The sequence below is a fragment of the Paenibacillus jiangxiensis genome (assembly GCF_046098255.1).
GTDB classification, from domain to species: Bacteria; Bacillota; Bacilli; order Paenibacillales; family Paenibacillaceae; genus Paenibacillus; species Paenibacillus jiagnxiensis.
Genome location: NZ_JBJURI010000005.1, coordinates 37,562 through 51,684 on the forward strand (window position 1 = coordinate 37,562; position 14,123 = coordinate 51,684).

At 51.7% G+C, this 14,123-nt stretch carries 14 protein-coding genes; 9 read left to right on the top strand and 5 right to left on the bottom strand.

Going from position 1 to position 14,123, the window contains the following annotated elements:
• Window positions 1–77 precede the first annotated feature (77 nt).
• The 9 genes from ACI1P2_RS06690 (at window position 78) to ACI1P2_RS06730 (ending at window position 8,664) form a co-directional block, all read left to right on the top strand.
• Complete coding sequence (locus tag ACI1P2_RS06690; protein ID WP_355318058.1) at window positions 78–986, top strand: Vgb family protein; 909 nt, start codon at window positions 78–80, stop codon at window positions 984–986.
• A 197-nt stretch (window positions 987–1,183) separates the two neighbouring features.
• On the top strand, window positions 1,184–2,149 hold the full coding sequence (locus tag ACI1P2_RS06695) for a metal ABC transporter solute-binding protein, Zn/Mn family (protein WP_355318059.1): 966 nt from the start codon (window positions 1,184–1,186) through the stop codon (window positions 2,147–2,149).
• Window position 2,150: 1 nt separating this feature from the next.
• Window positions 2,151–2,888 (top strand): metal ABC transporter ATP-binding protein, encoded by a 738-nt coding sequence (locus ACI1P2_RS06700; protein WP_355318061.1) that lies wholly within the window; start codon window positions 2,151–2,153, stop codon window positions 2,886–2,888.
• Window positions 2,885–3,799 carry a metal ABC transporter permease gene (locus ACI1P2_RS06705; protein WP_355318063.1) on the top strand — a complete coding sequence of 305 codons (915 nt, stop codon included), beginning with the start codon at window positions 2,885–2,887 and terminating at the stop codon, window positions 3,797–3,799. Before ACI1P2_RS06700 ends, ACI1P2_RS06705 begins: the two co-directional genes overlap by 4 nt.
• Before the next feature lie 3 nt (window positions 3,800–3,802).
• Window positions 3,803–4,678 (top strand): metal ABC transporter permease, encoded by an 876-nt coding sequence (locus ACI1P2_RS06710; protein ID WP_355318065.1) that lies wholly within the window; start codon window positions 3,803–3,805, stop codon window positions 4,676–4,678.
• Window positions 4,679–4,817: 139 nt separating this feature from the next.
• Window positions 4,818–5,336 (top strand): DUF6886 family protein, encoded by a 519-nt coding sequence (locus ACI1P2_RS06715; protein ID WP_355318067.1) that lies wholly within the window; start codon window positions 4,818–4,820, stop codon window positions 5,334–5,336.
• A 751-nt stretch (window positions 5,337–6,087) separates the two neighbouring features.
• Entirely contained in the window at window positions 6,088–6,300 is a 213-nt protein-coding gene (locus ACI1P2_RS06720) for a hypothetical protein (RefSeq protein WP_355318071.1), read from the top strand.
• 255 nt (window positions 6,301–6,555) lie between these two features.
• Window positions 6,556–7,878 (top strand): stalk domain-containing protein, encoded by a 1,323-nt coding sequence (locus ACI1P2_RS06725; RefSeq protein WP_355318073.1) that lies wholly within the window; start codon window positions 6,556–6,558, stop codon window positions 7,876–7,878.
• A 99-nt stretch (window positions 7,879–7,977) separates the two neighbouring features.
• Entirely contained in the window at window positions 7,978–8,664 is a 687-nt protein-coding gene (locus ACI1P2_RS06730; RefSeq protein WP_355318462.1) for an HAD family hydrolase, read from the top strand.
• 28 nt (window positions 8,665–8,692) lie between these two features.
• Here the strand turns inward: ACI1P2_RS06730 and ACI1P2_RS06735 are convergent, their stop codons facing one another.
• The 5 genes from ACI1P2_RS06735 to ACI1P2_RS06755 all read right to left on the bottom strand — a co-directional run bounded on the left by ACI1P2_RS06735 (window position 8,693) and on the right by ACI1P2_RS06755 (window position 14,085).
• Window positions 8,693–9,940 carry a YheC/YheD family endospore coat-associated protein gene (locus ACI1P2_RS06735; protein ID WP_355318075.1) on the bottom strand — a complete coding sequence of 416 codons (1,248 nt, stop codon included), beginning with the start codon at window positions 9,938–9,940 and terminating at the stop codon, window positions 8,693–8,695.
• Window positions 9,922–10,359: a GNAT family N-acetyltransferase gene (locus ACI1P2_RS06740; RefSeq protein WP_355318077.1), complete on the bottom strand. Its 438-nt coding sequence runs from the start codon at window positions 10,357–10,359 to the stop codon at window positions 9,922–9,924. Before ACI1P2_RS06740 ends, ACI1P2_RS06735 begins: the two co-directional genes overlap by 19 nt.
• 20 nt (window positions 10,360–10,379) lie before the next feature.
• On the bottom strand, window positions 10,380–11,489 hold the full coding sequence (locus tag ACI1P2_RS06745; RefSeq protein WP_355318079.1) for a YheC/YheD family endospore coat-associated protein: 1,110 nt from the start codon (window positions 11,487–11,489) through the stop codon (window positions 10,380–10,382).
• Complete coding sequence (locus tag ACI1P2_RS06750; RefSeq protein ID WP_355318081.1) at window positions 11,486–12,856, bottom strand: YheC/YheD family endospore coat-associated protein; 1,371 nt, start codon at window positions 12,854–12,856, stop codon at window positions 11,486–11,488. Before ACI1P2_RS06750 ends, ACI1P2_RS06745 begins: the two co-directional genes overlap by 4 nt.
• 62 nt (window positions 12,857–12,918) lie before the next feature.
• Entirely contained in the window at window positions 12,919–14,085 is a 1,167-nt protein-coding gene (locus ACI1P2_RS06755; RefSeq protein WP_355318083.1) for a YheC/YheD family endospore coat-associated protein, read from the bottom strand.
• Window positions 14,086–14,123 lie beyond the last annotated feature (38 nt).

Genomic DNA, 14,123 nt, shown 5'->3' on the forward strand with positions numbered 1-14,123 from the left:
GGGTGACCCAATCCAATGATCTATTAATCTTTGCAGTTATGACAGTGTACTTGACATAAATCAAGGAGGTCATGAGGATGCAGGTGAAATTCCATGAATATATGATACCCAGTCTAAATTCCGGCCCATACGGAATTGCGGCAGGCAGGGATGGGGCTATTTGGTTTACGGAGCAAAAGGGCAACCGGATTGGGCGCATCACGACTCAGGGGGATTACAGCTTCTTTGACGTACCAACCGCCGAGGCCGGTGTCATGTCTATCGTTTCAGATATGAAAGGCGACTTATGGTTCACGGAATATCACGCTAACAAAATCGGCAGATTGACGTTGGAAGGTATTTTTCACGAATATGAACTGCCGACGGAGGGCTGCTCCCCGTTCGGGATCACAGCGGGTCCTGATCAAGCCATCTGGTTTACAGAGATGACGGGAAATAAAATCGGCAGGATCACACCAGATGGAAAGATCGCCGAGTATTCGCTGCCTGTGGAAGGTTGCTATCCCTCTTTTATTACGGTTGGGGCAGATAACGCGGTATGGTTCACGGAAAACCAGGGCAACAAAATCGGCAGAATGACAGCAGCAGGGGAGCTTGCGGAATTCACAATCCCGACAGCGAACGCTGGACCGGTGGGGATTACAAGCGGTCCGGACGGCGCGCTCTGGTTTGTCGAAATCAAGGGAAATAAAGTCGGACGTATCACAACGGCCGGCCAGATCAGCGAATATGAGATTCCGACTAAAAATGCGCGCCCGCATGCCATTGCTGCCGGTATTAAGGGAGAGCTATGGTTTACGGAATGGGGCAGCAACCGGATCGGACGGATTACAACAGACGGATTTATCACAGAGTATCCGATCAAGACAGCAAATGCGGAGCCGCACGGAATCGTGCTGGGCCCGGATGGCTCCGTCTGGTTTGCTGAGGAGTGCGACCAGATCGGGCGTTTAACGATGGTTTCAGCCCAGCGGGAACAGCAATGAAATAAGCTTTAAATATTAACCGTTTCCGGTATTGTCCGGAGGCGGTTTTTGTTTGCCTGTTTTTATCAAAAAAACTATTGACAAAATGACTTCATTCAAATAACTTGTATTTAAACATAAATGTTTCTCATGGGAAACTTATTGTACATAAGCAATCATTTTTGCATTCGTAAAAAAGTGGTGAAGGGAGTTAAATTATGAAAAAGAGCATGTTCAGAAGCAAAAGGAAGATAAGGCTGTGTTTGGCATTAGGACTGGCGCTTATACTCTCGGCCTGTTCCTCAACGGCGGGAAACCCGCCGGAAACCCGTGACCCTGGACAGCCATTGCATGTCGTGACAACCATTGCCCAAATTGCCGAACCCGTCTCCATCATCGGAGGCGACCGGGTTCAGGTAGAGAGCTTGATGGGGCCTGGGGTGGACCCGCATTTATACAAACCGACACCAGGGGATATCGAGAAGCTTGATGGTGCCGAAATGATCCTTTACAGCGGGCTGCACCTGGAGGCCAATATGATCAAGGTGTTCGAGCAGCTTGGGAAGAACAAACCCGCAGTCGGAATTGGGGATACCATTCCGGAGGAGCAGCTGTTGAAGGATGCGGGGGGAGCGATTGACCCGCATGTCTGGTTTGATATTGATTTGTGGAAGCAGGCGCTTGAAGCGGCGGTGGCGGAACTGAAGAAGGCCTCTCCTGCGGATGCGGAATACTTTGAAGCGAATAAGAAGGCCTATTTTGCCGAGCTGGACCGCTTGAAGCAGGAGGCAACAGACAAAATGGCGGGCATTCCCGAGGAAAAGAGAGTGCTCATCACCGCGCATGATGCCTTCGGTTATTTCGGGCGCATGCTGGATGTTAAGGTGGTGGGACTGCAGGGGCTCAGCACGGAGGATGAAGTCGGACTGTCGGATATTGAGCGAACCGTCGATCTTCTGCTGGAGCATAACGTGCCTGCGGTTTTTGTGGAAAGCAGCATTAACCCGGCCTCGGTCAACGCGGTTATCGAAGGCGCAAGGCAGAAGGGACTTCAAGTCTCGCTTGGCGGAGAGCTGTTCTCTGACGCCATGGGAGCGGCAGGGACGGAAGAAGGCACGTATATCGGCATGTACCGTCATAATGTGGTTACGATCCATAAATCCTTGAGCGGAAAGGGGGAGTAACATGGACAGTGTATTGAAAGTAGAGAGCTTGACCGCTTCATACCGCAAAAATAAAGTGCTGGACAATGTAAGCTTCCAGGTGCAGCCGGGAACGCTGACGGCGATTGTGGGACCGAACGGGGCCGGAAAATCCACTCTGCTGAAGGTTATCTTGGAGCTCCACCCTCGCTTGTCAGGAGCGGTGTCCTGTTTTGACTCAAATTATACCCAGGTCAAATCAAGGATTGGTTATGTGCCACAGCGGGGAACGGTAGACTGGGACTTTCCCACAAATGCGCTGGATGTTGTCATGATGGGGCTGTACGGCAGAATCGGCTGGCTGAAATGGCCGAGGCGCCAGCACCGGGAGCTGGCCCTGTCCGCTCTGGAAGAGATGGGGCTGGGCAGCTATGCGGAGCGACAGATCAGCCAGCTGTCCGGCGGGCAGCAGCAGCGGGTCTTTCTTGCAAGGGCGCTTGTGCAGGATGCCGATCTGTATTTCCTGGATGAGCCGCTCGCCGGGGTGGATGCAGCCACGGAGAAAGTCATTATGGACACGCTGAATACACTCAAAAGTAAGGGACGGACGGTTTTGGTCGTTCATCATGATTTGCAGACGGTGGAGGAGTATTTTGACCACGTGCTGATGCTGAACCGCACCGTCATTGCGCATGGCTCGACAGAGGATATATTCAATCAGTCCAATATCGCGAGAACCTATGGCGGCTCATTACGCTGGATGGGGGATAAGCTGGGATGATGATACTTTCCGCTAACACACAGTGGGTGCTCCTGAGCACCATGCTGCTAGGCATGGCTGCCGGTGTTGTGGGCTGCTTTGCCTATTGGAAGAGACAAAGCCTGATGAGCGATGCGCTGTCTCATGCCGCTCTTCCGGGTGTGGTCGCCGGATTCGCTGTTCTGGGGGCGAAGAGCCTGCCGTTCATGCTCGCCGGCGCAGCCTTAAGCGCCCTGCTGGGCGCCCTGTTCATCCACTGGATACGTACATCAAGCCGGGTCAAGGAGGATGCAGCGATGGGCATTGTGTTGTCCGTCTTCTTTGGACTGGGGATCATGCTGCTTACGCTCGTCAACAGGATGCCGGGCGGGCAGCAAAGCGGGCTGGACAGCTTTATTTTCGGCCAGTCGGCGTCCATGGTGAGGCAGGATGTGTATACGATGATCGGCATTACGCTGCTCGTATTCATTGCCGCGCTTGCAGGGTGGAAGGAATGGAAACTGTTTTTGTTCGATCCGCAATTTGCTGGCGGGCTCGGGCTGTCCGGCCGTCTGATGAACTCGGTGTATATGGTCCTGCTAGTGCTCGTGATCGTCATCGGGATTCAGGCGGCGGGAGTTATTTTGATGGCGGCCCTGCTGATTATTCCCGCCGTAAGCGCCCGCTACTGGACGCATTCCTATACAGCGATGCTGGGTTTGGCCGCTTTGTTCGGGGGAGGCTCGGGCATTGCGGGCACGCTGATCAGCACCTTGGGCGACGGGTGGCCGACAGGGCCTTTTATCGTTCTTTCGGCCACTTCCCTGTTTGTCGTTTCATTGGCGTTTGGCTCACGCAAAGGGCTGCTTGTCACCTTCCTGCAGCAGCGTGCCCAAAGGCTGGAAGTGACGAAGCAGACACCTGCCCGCGAGTCTGTTGAAAGGGGAGGATGACACATGTCTTACAGCGGATGGATATTGATGACCGCTTCTCTGGTGGGACTATCCTGCGGCTTTATCGGCGTGCTGCTTATTTTGCGCAGAATGGCCATGATGGCGGATGCGATCAGCCATACGGTGCTGCTGGGTATCGTGGTTGCTTATCTCGTTACACGTGAGTTAAGCGGAGTACACATGCTCATCGGTGCTGTGGCAGCAGGGCTGCTTACATCACTGTTTGTTCAATGGCTTCATGCGCGGGGCGTGCAGCAGGAGGCCTCCATCGGTGTGGTGTTTACCGGGTTATTTGCGGTTGGAGTGGTGCTGATCGCCACACGGGTGGGCAATGCCCATCTGGACATCCAGCATACGCTGATGGGGGAAATCACCTTTATTCCCTGGGAGCTGATGGAGCTGCCGTGGATCGGTGAAGTGCCTGAGGCCGTTTTTCTGTTATCATTGGTCCTGATGATCGTGTTGGCAGTCATTCTTGCGTTCTATAAGGAGTGGAAAATCACCTCGTTTGACCCTGCGCTGGCCGCCAGTCTTGGTATCCCTGTCGTGCTGATGCATTATGTATTTATGTCTCTCGTCTCGATCACAACGGTGGCTGCATTTGACGCTGTCGGTGCCATTATGGTTGTAGCTATGCTGATTACCCCGGCCGCCGCAGCCTATTTATGGACGGACCGTCTGCTGGTTATGATGGGGCTGAGCGGGCTGTTCGGCGTGCTGTCTGCCTTCATGGGATATTATATAGCGTTGTGGCTGAACACCTCGATTTCCGGCTCGATGGCATTTTCGACGGGAATTGTGTTTTTGGTGAGCTTTCTTTGTTCGCCGCGGCATGGGCTTGCGGCCAGGCTGGTCCGGCCTGTGGATGCCGAAGCGTAAGGCCATAATTTTTCCCTTGACTTTTATACCGTTTTCTGTTCATATAGAATATACTTACACGTTTTTCCATACGAGGCTGCCGCAAAATGACGGCAGTCTCTTTTGTCCGTCAACCGACTGTCAGAGGAGGGGGGATATTATGAAGCTGTTTCATTTTAGCGAGGAGAGCTCGATTGATGTATTTGTACCCAGGGTGAAGGAAAACCGAAGAACTATGCCGCCCGTCGTCTGGGCCATCGATGAGGCCCATGAATTCACGTTCTTTTTTCCCAGGGAATGCCCCAGAATCGTGTATCGAAGGACGGAACATATGAGCGAGGCGGACCGGATTAAATTTTTCGGATTGTCTTCAGCAGATGTCGTCATCACGGTGGAAAAAGACTGGTATGAACGAATCAGGAAAACTAGGATCTACAGGTACCGTTTTCCCTTTGAATCCTTCGAGTTGTTCGATGACATTGCAGGATATTACATTTCTCCTCAAACCATCATCCCACTGGAGGTAGAACCCCTTGATCATCTGTTGGGCAGACTCATGCAGCTTCCAGTTGAGCTCAGATTTACGGATAGCCTCGTTCCATTAAGAAATGAGCTCGTGAACTCTACTGTAAAATACTTTGGCATCCATAAATTTGCGAATGCAAAAGGCGGATTTTAAAATTTTGGTGTTCATCGATATTCAGATTTCCGTTTTCGATTATAATGACTTGCCAGTTACAGGCACAGAATTGAAAGAGTGGGCTTCGCGCTAAGGGAAGAAAATCCGGACAGGACGAAAAGGTATTTTCGCGAGGTGCCGGGAACACGTAGGACCCACATCCATCTACGGCAAGCGTGAGGCTTGTCGGAACAAGTAACCCTGGTCTTCAGGGACTATTTGCGGACACATCCGGAGGACGGCTTGAGGTATGCCCGGGAAAAGCACCGTCTCATGCAGCTGTATAAAAGGTTGTTCAAAAAGTCATCTTTTGATCACGAAGTAAATCAGGAAGCGGACTCGACATCGAATCTTGAATTCAGCCGGGCCTAAGCAGGTGCTTCCGAAGCATGTTTCCTGCGGAAACATTTCAGGTGCTCACGTACCCCACGTACGCTCCGCTCCTCAGTCCCTATCTTCATTCAACCTTCTCGGTGCTGAAAACCTGACTTTTTGAACTCGCATTAGTAAGAATGAAGGTCCAAAGTATGTCGAAGGAAAAGGGCCTATAGTTTGGGATATATTACACAGGGCCTATCTCTGGTCGCAAGCGGTCGGCTGGGCGCCGGGCAGGTCTGATCTGTAAGCGATACATAGTTGAAAGAAATAGTGCCTAAAATTTTTTTAATATCAGTGCTTTTTTCATGGTTCAAAAGGAGGGATTGGGAAAAAGATGTCGAATACAGACATCTAAGGAAACGAGGTGATAGAAATGAACTCTACATACAAGATATTACATACAGATTTGGAATTATTTGCAGCTGTCGTAGCTCAAGTGAAGGTTCATGTAGTCATGCCGATGGATCATATTTCAGATGTAGTTGTAAATAGTGGAGGACCAATCGAGAAGTTTACTCCCGAAGCTGTAAAAATTAACGGAGGATTTTACTTCAGGGACCGATTTGAATTCAGAACGGAAATATGAGACTTTACCGCCCGCCGGTAGAGTCTTTTTTTTGCAGAAAGCATCAAAAAAACAGGAAGATTTTAACCGGAAAAATGTCCTAAAGGGTTATCAAATCATCCTATTAATGTTACCCTAGTAGAATAAGCCTATCCATTTTTTCTCTGTTTGGAGGGAAAAACTGCGTTTTTAAGTCCCATAATGAATTTTGGGCATCTGTATCTATCAAGCAGTAGGATGAGAGCAAATTTGATAGAAAAGGAGAAGACGACAGTCATGAAATCCAAGAAAAAAACCATTGCCCTGACAGCAGTATCCGTACTTACCGCCTCCGGAGTGATTTTCAGCCAGACTACATACGCGGCTCAAGCCACCAAGACCCTTAAGGCGGTGTATAACAATGTCGGCATTACGTATAAGGGTACTGCGGTCTCTTATGATGCCGAAAGCGAGCCTTTTATGATTAATGGCACGACCTATCTTCCGCTCCGCCTGGTAGGAACGGCCCTGGACAAAAATGTGTCCTGGGACGGAAACAATAAACGGGTTATTATCACTGACAACGGGGCGGCAGGGTCCGCTGACAATTCCACATTAACGGCTTTAAACAGCCAGATTAACAGTCTGAACCAGGAACTGACGGCCACCAAAACCTCTATTTCAAGCAAGGATTCCCAAATTACGTCTCTGAAGGCGGATATTGAGAAACTGAAAACGGAGCAGAGCAAGACCGTCGACCTCGATGATATGGAGGAAAAACTGAATGACAGGTACAGCGACTACAAAAAAACGGATGCCGAATTCTCTCTCAAAGGGGATGAGGACGATATTACCGTCAGAATTGATGTCAATAAGTCTAAATGGAGAGATTTGACCAGCAGTGTGAAAAAGGACTTCGTTCAGGACATTGTGGACGACCTGCTGAATGAATATAAAGACGCGGATATTTCCGGCGGCATTTATGATTCCGGCAAGCTGGAATCCTTCTCTGTCAGCAGCAGCGGCAAAGTCAGCCTGAGCGGCAGCTCGGCGATGGATCTGGACGAGATGGAGGACGAGCTCAAGGACGAATATGACAGATACAAAAAAACTTCTTCGCGGATCTCGCTGGACGGTGACGAAGACGATATTACCGTCAGAATCGATGTGAATAAAGACGGCTGGCGCGAGCTTTCGACCGGCACGCAGAGAAGATATCTGCAGGACATCGTTGATGATCTGCGGGCTGAATACGAAGATGCCAAAATAACGGGCAAAATCTACGATTCCTCCAAACTGTCGTCCTTCACCGTCAGCAGCAGAGGAGAGGTGAATCTGAGCTCCGATGTGGATGTTGAGGACATCGCGAGCCAGTTGGCCAATGATTTCGGCAGTTATTATGGAGCAGCTTTCAGCTTCAAGCTGGAGGGGAAAGCGGATGATTCAATAACCGTAAAAGTGTACGTAACCAAGAAAGATTGGGACAGCCTAAGCTCCTACCGCCAATCGTCGTTCAAGTCGGACCTGCGTGATGATGCGTTCAAATTCTTCCCTGATGCGAATGTGTACGGATATATTTACAACAAAGATGACACAGGCAGCTATTTCGACCGTTTCTAAGGCAGTGCTTCTTCTTTAGTTTACACGGCTCTCCGTTTTTGCTTATGATTACAGAGGATGCTTACATTGTATGGAATACGGAAGGATGGATAAGTGAGAATGGAAACCGCGAAGCTCTTGAAGAAGCCGGAAGCAATGATTTTCGATATGGACGGCACCTTGTTTCAGACGGAAACCCTGCTGCTGCCGGCGTACCACAAGTTGTTCGATACGCTGCGCGCGGAAGGGCTGTTTGAAGGGGAGACCCCACCGGAGGAAAGAATGCTGAACAGTCTCGGCATGCTGCTAAGTGATATATGGATGCGTGTGATGCCTGAAGCGAGTGACGCTGCCCGCGCGAGGGCAGATGAGCTGCTGCTGGAGCTGGAAATCGAAGGGCTGCAGCATGGAAGCCACCAGCTGTATCCACAGGTCAAAGAGACGCTGCAGGCGCTGCATGATCAGGGAGTCCGGCTGTTTGTAGCGAGCAACGGACTTGAGGATTATGTCAAAGGGGTGGCGGCTGCGCATGAGATGGTGCCGCTGTTTGAAGGCTTGTACAGCGCCGGGGAGTTCAATACGCTTTCCAAGGTCCATCTGGTTGAACTGCTTCTGGAAAAGCACCGCGTATCAAGCGCGTGGATGGTCGGAGATCGTTCCTCTGACGTGGAGGCAGGCAAAGAAAACGGACAGACGGTCATCGGCTGCGCATATGCCGGCTTCGGCAGGGCAGATGAGCTGAAGGGCTCTGATGTGATCATCAATGATTTTACAGAACTGCTTCGTCTTTACAAAGAGGCGCAATGACCTTTGTTCCGGAGAAAGAAAGTCCCGCTCAGGCGGGACCTTTTCTTTTCTTTTTTCTCCCGATGACAGGCTTTGCAGTCTTCACGACTTTCATGGCTTTAACATTCTTTGCGGCTTTCATATTCTTCATAGCTTTCACAGCTTTCACATTCTTCACTCTTTTTACTGCTTCGCTTGCAGCCAGTCTGGTGCGATACACCCATAATGCGTATTCAAGCGGCCGGATGATGGCTTTTCTATAGGTATCCTTTTCCCCGATTCGCGCAAACACTTCCCTGGAAGGTTTGGGATTGACCTCAAGCAGATAGATGTTGCCTTCTTTATTAATCGCCAGGTCTAAAGCCAGTTCACATAACCCGCCATATTCCGAGTCCAGAAATGAGGCAACCTGAACACCCAGCCTGCCTGCATCTTCCTGAACGCGCGCCCGCAGTTCGTCGTTTTTAATCCAGTGCTCCAGCAGGGTCTTCATGGAAATGGCCCGCCCGCCCCCGTGCAGATTGGAAGTTACGCTTCGCACCGGACCGACGCGCCCCGCGCAGCCGGTCACCTCCCATTTGCCCTGGCCGTTTTTCTGCACAAGCAGTCTGTAATCATGTACCCGCCCGCTTTCCAGCTCATTAGGTATGCCTTCCTGAATCAAATATTGGTCCAGGTTCCAGTAATGCAGCCAGGCTTGCAGCCGTGTCCGGTGGATACGTTTGCGGGGGATAATCTGCCGTTTCATATTCCGCCCTTGAATTACATAATACTTGTCATCTGTACCGAAATGTTCAATGCGCAGAATTCCCCGCCCTCCGGTCCCGTTAATAGGCTTTAGATATACCAGGCGGGTCTTTTTGAGCATCTCTTCGATGTCTTTGTAACTTCGGTAAAAAACGGTTTCCGGCAAGTGCGGCTTGAAGGCGGCTCTGGCGGAAAGCACCTCATGAATCGTCCACTTGTTGCGGAGCGGACGGTTCAGGTAGATCAGGTGGCTGTATCTATTCCTGAACCCTTTCAGCTGCTGGAACCGCACGTTCCTTTGAATGCGGCAGCGGTCGAAAACCATATGGGGGAACTCACGCCATTTCCGGGTCCATTTGCCTTGAGACGGGTCGTACATATGCGCCAGCAGATGCCTGCGTGTCGGATGGACATCCGCCGGTGTAAAGACGTAAACATCCAGGCCAAGCCGGCGGCCCTCCTCAATCATTTTCTGATAAACCCGCCGGTCTTCGAACTGCTTCGCCTTGTTGAGGTAGAGTGTCATAATGCCTAGGACGGGCTGCTGCATAGCAATTCACCTGCCTTGGCGCTGGATTCTGCAGGGTAGGCTGCAGACTGAACCGGAGCCTTAAAGCTGATTGGCGTTCTGCGCTTTCTGCTTGACTGCCTGAGCGCAGTATGAAAAAGACGAGCCCCCAGTCCATGGCCGCGGTATACCGGTCTGACCGCCACAATGGACGCCCTGGTGCCGTACTCCATGATCAGACTGAAACCGGCCAGCTCCGGTCCCAGCTCGGTGCGGACATAACCGCAGACGAGAGCGAAGCCGGGCTGGCGGAGCTGCTCGGGAGTCAGAAGCAGGACTTCCTTCAGTTTAGTGCGGTACGCGTGATTGTCGCTCCAGCTGTATGCCAGGTACAGCAGTTTACGCCTGAATGCAAGCCATTCGTCGGGGGGATAGCTTCTGATGGAAACGATGTGTATCAAGCGTTGATCACCTCCCGGACTTATTCCTTCTGCTGTTCGGCCAAATAAGAGCTGTAATAAAAAATTCGTTCCAGTGATTTTTTTCGAATTTCGGGTTCGTCGAACTTCATCGGTTTGGCGTTGGCCTCGAAGAACCACAGGTTGCCGGAGCGGTCAACTCCGAGGTCCATCGACATTTCCCCGATCATTCCTTTCGCGCTGCTTTCAATCTGTCGCGCAATCTGCAGAGCCGATGCCTGAACGCGCTGCAGGTGGGCATCGGTCATTTCTGCGCCAAAGTTGGCGGACAGCAGTCTTTGCGGATCCTCGATGCTGCCTCCGCGCGGAACATGGGTCGTGATGCTGCGGCTGCCGGCCAGCCGCGCTCCGATCCCGGTAACACGCCACAGGCCCCTCCGGTTTTTCTGGGCCAATACCCTCAGGTCGAACGGACGGTTGCGGCTGGTGGCGAGTTCAATGCCCTGCTGGACAATGTAAGGAATGCTGCCTGTTTTGCGCTGAATTCGTAACCACAGACTGTTGAAGTTGTTTGTTTTGTAAATACTGCTTTTGCGGTCAGTCTGAACTTTCAGTCGATAAGTCGTTGGGGCCCTCTTGCTGCACTTCACCATCATGATGCCTTTGCCCGCTTTTCCGCTCTCCGGCTTAAGGTAAAGGGAGGGGTAGGTCTGCAGCATTTTCAGCAGTACCCCCGAATTCAGCAGTCTTCTCGTGGCAGGCACCAGCCCGCGCGTTCTGCTGGAAGACTTTAACGACTGAAACAAATTCCACTTGTTGAAGAAGCCGGAATTGTATAAAGAGATGCCCTTGGCCCGCTGCAGCTCCTCAATACGGCTGCGTACCCACGGTTTGTGCTCATCCACCCTGTCTGGAATCCGGTTGTAGACAACCTGGGGGCGGGGAAAGTACCCCGACTCCCATTGTCTCGTGCTTCTGTTGTAGCTGTAGCCCTTCACTGAATATTTTGTTGGGTCAAGCTCTTTGACTGTAACGACATAGGCGAGGTGTCCCATTCGTGATCCGGTTTCCAAAATCTCCTGAAAATTTTCCAGATTCCCGCGGAACATTCGTTTGTTGTCATGCATGGTCAGAATGGCGACAATCGGCTTATCCTGCTTCCTGTTGTTCACGTTTCCTCCCTCCTGCGGAACTTACTGAGATAGAGACAGTGCTCAAGGATATGATCAACGGACGCCTTGCCTTCCGCACGAAGAGAAGGATGCTGGAAGATGGACCTTCCGGGCTTGGAGTTGGCTTCAAACATCCATACTTTTTCGGATTGATCAATACCAAGGTCAAAGCCGAGCTCCCCGATCAGGTGGGGATGCTGGCGCTCAATAGCTTCCGCTAACGTGATTGCTGCCTTTTTGGCCTTTTCAAGCACCTCGCCGGACCGTTCTCCGAAGGTGCGGGAGAGCGCGCGTTCGGGAGTCAGAAGAGAGCCGCCGTTTTTAATATGAGTGGTGACGCTGCCCCGGCCTGATTTCTTGGCTCCAATGCCGACGACGACCCATCTGTTGGAGCCGTTTTTGTGCATGTGAAACCGGAAATCGATAGGGCAGCCGTCGATTTCAATCAGGCGGATTCCCTGCTGAACGACATATCCGCGCATGGATGATCCCAGTCTCCCCTGCAGCATCCTGTATAAAGAATTGAATGAGGAAAAGCGGAGCAGGGCATTGCTTTTATTTTTGCGAAAGCGGGCGTAGTATCCGCGCTGAGAAAGTGTGGAGAGACGATAAATGCCTTTGCCGAGACTGCCGGCGCTCGGTTTGTAGTACACCATCTGATGCCGTTCAAGCATTTCCTGGATAAGCTCCCTTCCAGGATTTACGTGATATTCCGGAATATAACGAGCAACCGACGCCTCCCTCTCCAGCATGCGGTAAATGTCAGATTTGTTAAAGAAGCTCCAGTTGAAGAAAGGAATTTTCCGGCGTATAAAACGTTCCCGCAGCTGGTTGGTGGAAGGTGAGAAATCATATCTTCTGCTTGGAAGACGGTTATATACAACATCGGGAAGCGGCACCGATTTCCGGGAAAATGTTCCATTCTCATTTAGGAAATAACCCAGCACCTTCTCTGTCTGCCAGTTGATGTCCTTCGGCGTGAAAGCGAAAATATAGAATTGTTTGCTTCCTGATTTCAGAAGCTGTTTAATGAACCCGGTTCGTGATCCGAAGGGGCTGGTGGAGGAGCCTTGACCGTCGGACAGCACTCCGATCAGGGGTCCGAGGTGCATTACACCGTCTTCATTCCTCAAATAGATAGTTCCTGCTTTTGGCACCTTGATCGCATTTCGTATACCGGAAGCCAGATATAAATGACGCCCCGCTTTTTTAATCGGCTTCACGGTTGCCGGAATCCGGCCTTTCCCGAACCTGAGCTGAACCGACTTGTTTCCTGAGAGATTTAAATTTTTATACAGCGCATTGGAGATATAGACGACTCGATCAGGCTGTGCCGTGAAATGAACATTACAAGGGGTCAACCTCATATATTTATCCTCCTATCCCGGCCGGGCATGAACCCGCGGCGGTGAACGCCAGCCGGGTCAGCTTAGCTGAAAACTTGGAAAGTTGCATGTGTGCCAGTGCGGATTGCAGCCGGTGTACGCCGGTGCATTAAATGCCGCGCATACAGAAGCGGACGGGTTACAGCTGCAACGGCACCTGCTTGATCTCCAATCTCTGTAAAAACGGCCCGCCCCGGTTTGGAATTTACCTCCAGGATCCACAGCCCCCCCGAACGGTCAATGCCAAAATCTATACCCAGCTCACCGAGCCGGCCGTACCGGGACTCTAATACTGGTGGTATATACATAGACAGCTCATTGATTTTCTTCAGAACACTGCTTGCCTTCTGTGTGCCGAACTGGTCTTGCAAATAACCTGCAGCTTCCCGGGCTGTTCCTCCTCCGTGCAGGTTGGAAGTCAGGCTTCCCGACTCACCTTCGCGGACGGCGGTCCCGGTCAATGTCCATTGTCCCTTTCCGTCTTTCTGTACAAGGGCACGAACATCGAAAGGACGGCCTGCGGAAGAATGTAAATCCAGAAAAGGCTGAATAATATACAGCCGCCCCCGAATAAACGCGGCAATCCAGTCATATGCTTCATCAAAACTGGAATAAGCAAGGGAAAATGGCCGGTTGCTGCGATCACGTCCCCGGAGGGAGAACGGAGCCACGCCGGAATTGTCCTCCTTCTGCAAACAAAGCGTTCTTTTTCCCTGCATACCGGACTGCGGTTTAAGGAACACGCTCTGATGTCTGGAAAGAAGATCCCGTAGGCGGTCCCTGCTGAACTGTACGGTCAGAGGCAAATAGCCGGATAGCCGGGAATCATGTCTTAATGTAACGTAAACCCGCCATTTGCCGGGCAGGCTGCCCGAGAGAAAGGTGCATGGCCGCCCCATTCCGGAAGCCATGCGCCGCAGCCGGGAACGGGCCGTTCTTCCTTCCCGGTAATTGCAGCAGCGGTTATATATAATGTCCGGCAGGGGGAAGCTGCAGGTGTGCCAAGCCCCGCCACGATGAACGAAGCCGTCGATTCGCCCGGCTTCCGGGTGAATGCCCTCTGCATTGAAGGCAGCGACATGTATACCCAGCCGTCTGCCCATCCGGATCAGTCTGCGGCAGAAGCCCGGCTCGCCAATGGGGACGGAGCCCCTGGCCGTACTGACCAGCACGCCAAGCATCGGTTTGGAAACTGCATGTAAATCCAGCATACGGAGTACCTCCTCACTCGAACGGATATCCCGGCAAC

Excerpts from the sequence above, each read along its gene's own strand:
- ACI1P2_RS06735 (WP_355318075.1), bottom strand. The coding sequence starts at position 9,940 with ATGCAGCAGCCCGTCCTAGGCATTATGACACTCTACCTCAACAAGGCG.
- ACI1P2_RS06725 (WP_355318073.1), top strand. The coding sequence starts at position 6,556 with ATGAAATCCAAGAAAAAAACCATTGCCCTGACAGCAGTATCCGTACTT.
- ACI1P2_RS06755 (WP_355318083.1), bottom strand. The coding sequence starts at position 14,085 with ATGCTGGATTTACATGCAGTTTCCAAACCGATGCTTGGCGTGCTGGTC.
- ACI1P2_RS06690 (WP_355318058.1), top strand. The coding sequence starts at position 78 with ATGCAGGTGAAATTCCATGAATATATGATACCCAGTCTAAATTCCGGC.
- ACI1P2_RS06700 (WP_355318061.1), top strand. The coding sequence starts at position 2,151 with ATGGACAGTGTATTGAAAGTAGAGAGCTTGACCGCTTCATACCGCAAA.
- ACI1P2_RS06695 (WP_355318059.1), top strand. The coding sequence starts at position 1,184 with ATGAAAAAGAGCATGTTCAGAAGCAAAAGGAAGATAAGGCTGTGTTTG.
- ACI1P2_RS06705 (WP_355318063.1), top strand. The coding sequence starts at position 2,885 with ATGATGATACTTTCCGCTAACACACAGTGGGTGCTCCTGAGCACCATG.
- ACI1P2_RS06710 (WP_355318065.1), top strand. The coding sequence starts at position 3,803 with ATGTCTTACAGCGGATGGATATTGATGACCGCTTCTCTGGTGGGACTA.
- ACI1P2_RS06750 (WP_355318081.1), bottom strand. The coding sequence starts at position 12,856 with ATGAGGTTGACCCCTTGTAATGTTCATTTCACGGCACAGCCTGATCGA.
- ACI1P2_RS06730 (WP_355318462.1), top strand. The coding sequence starts at position 7,978 with ATGGAAACCGCGAAGCTCTTGAAGAAGCCGGAAGCAATGATTTTCGAT.
- ACI1P2_RS06715 (WP_355318067.1), top strand. The coding sequence starts at position 4,818 with ATGAAGCTGTTTCATTTTAGCGAGGAGAGCTCGATTGATGTATTTGTA.
- ACI1P2_RS06720 (WP_355318071.1), top strand. The coding sequence starts at position 6,088 with ATGAACTCTACATACAAGATATTACATACAGATTTGGAATTATTTGCA.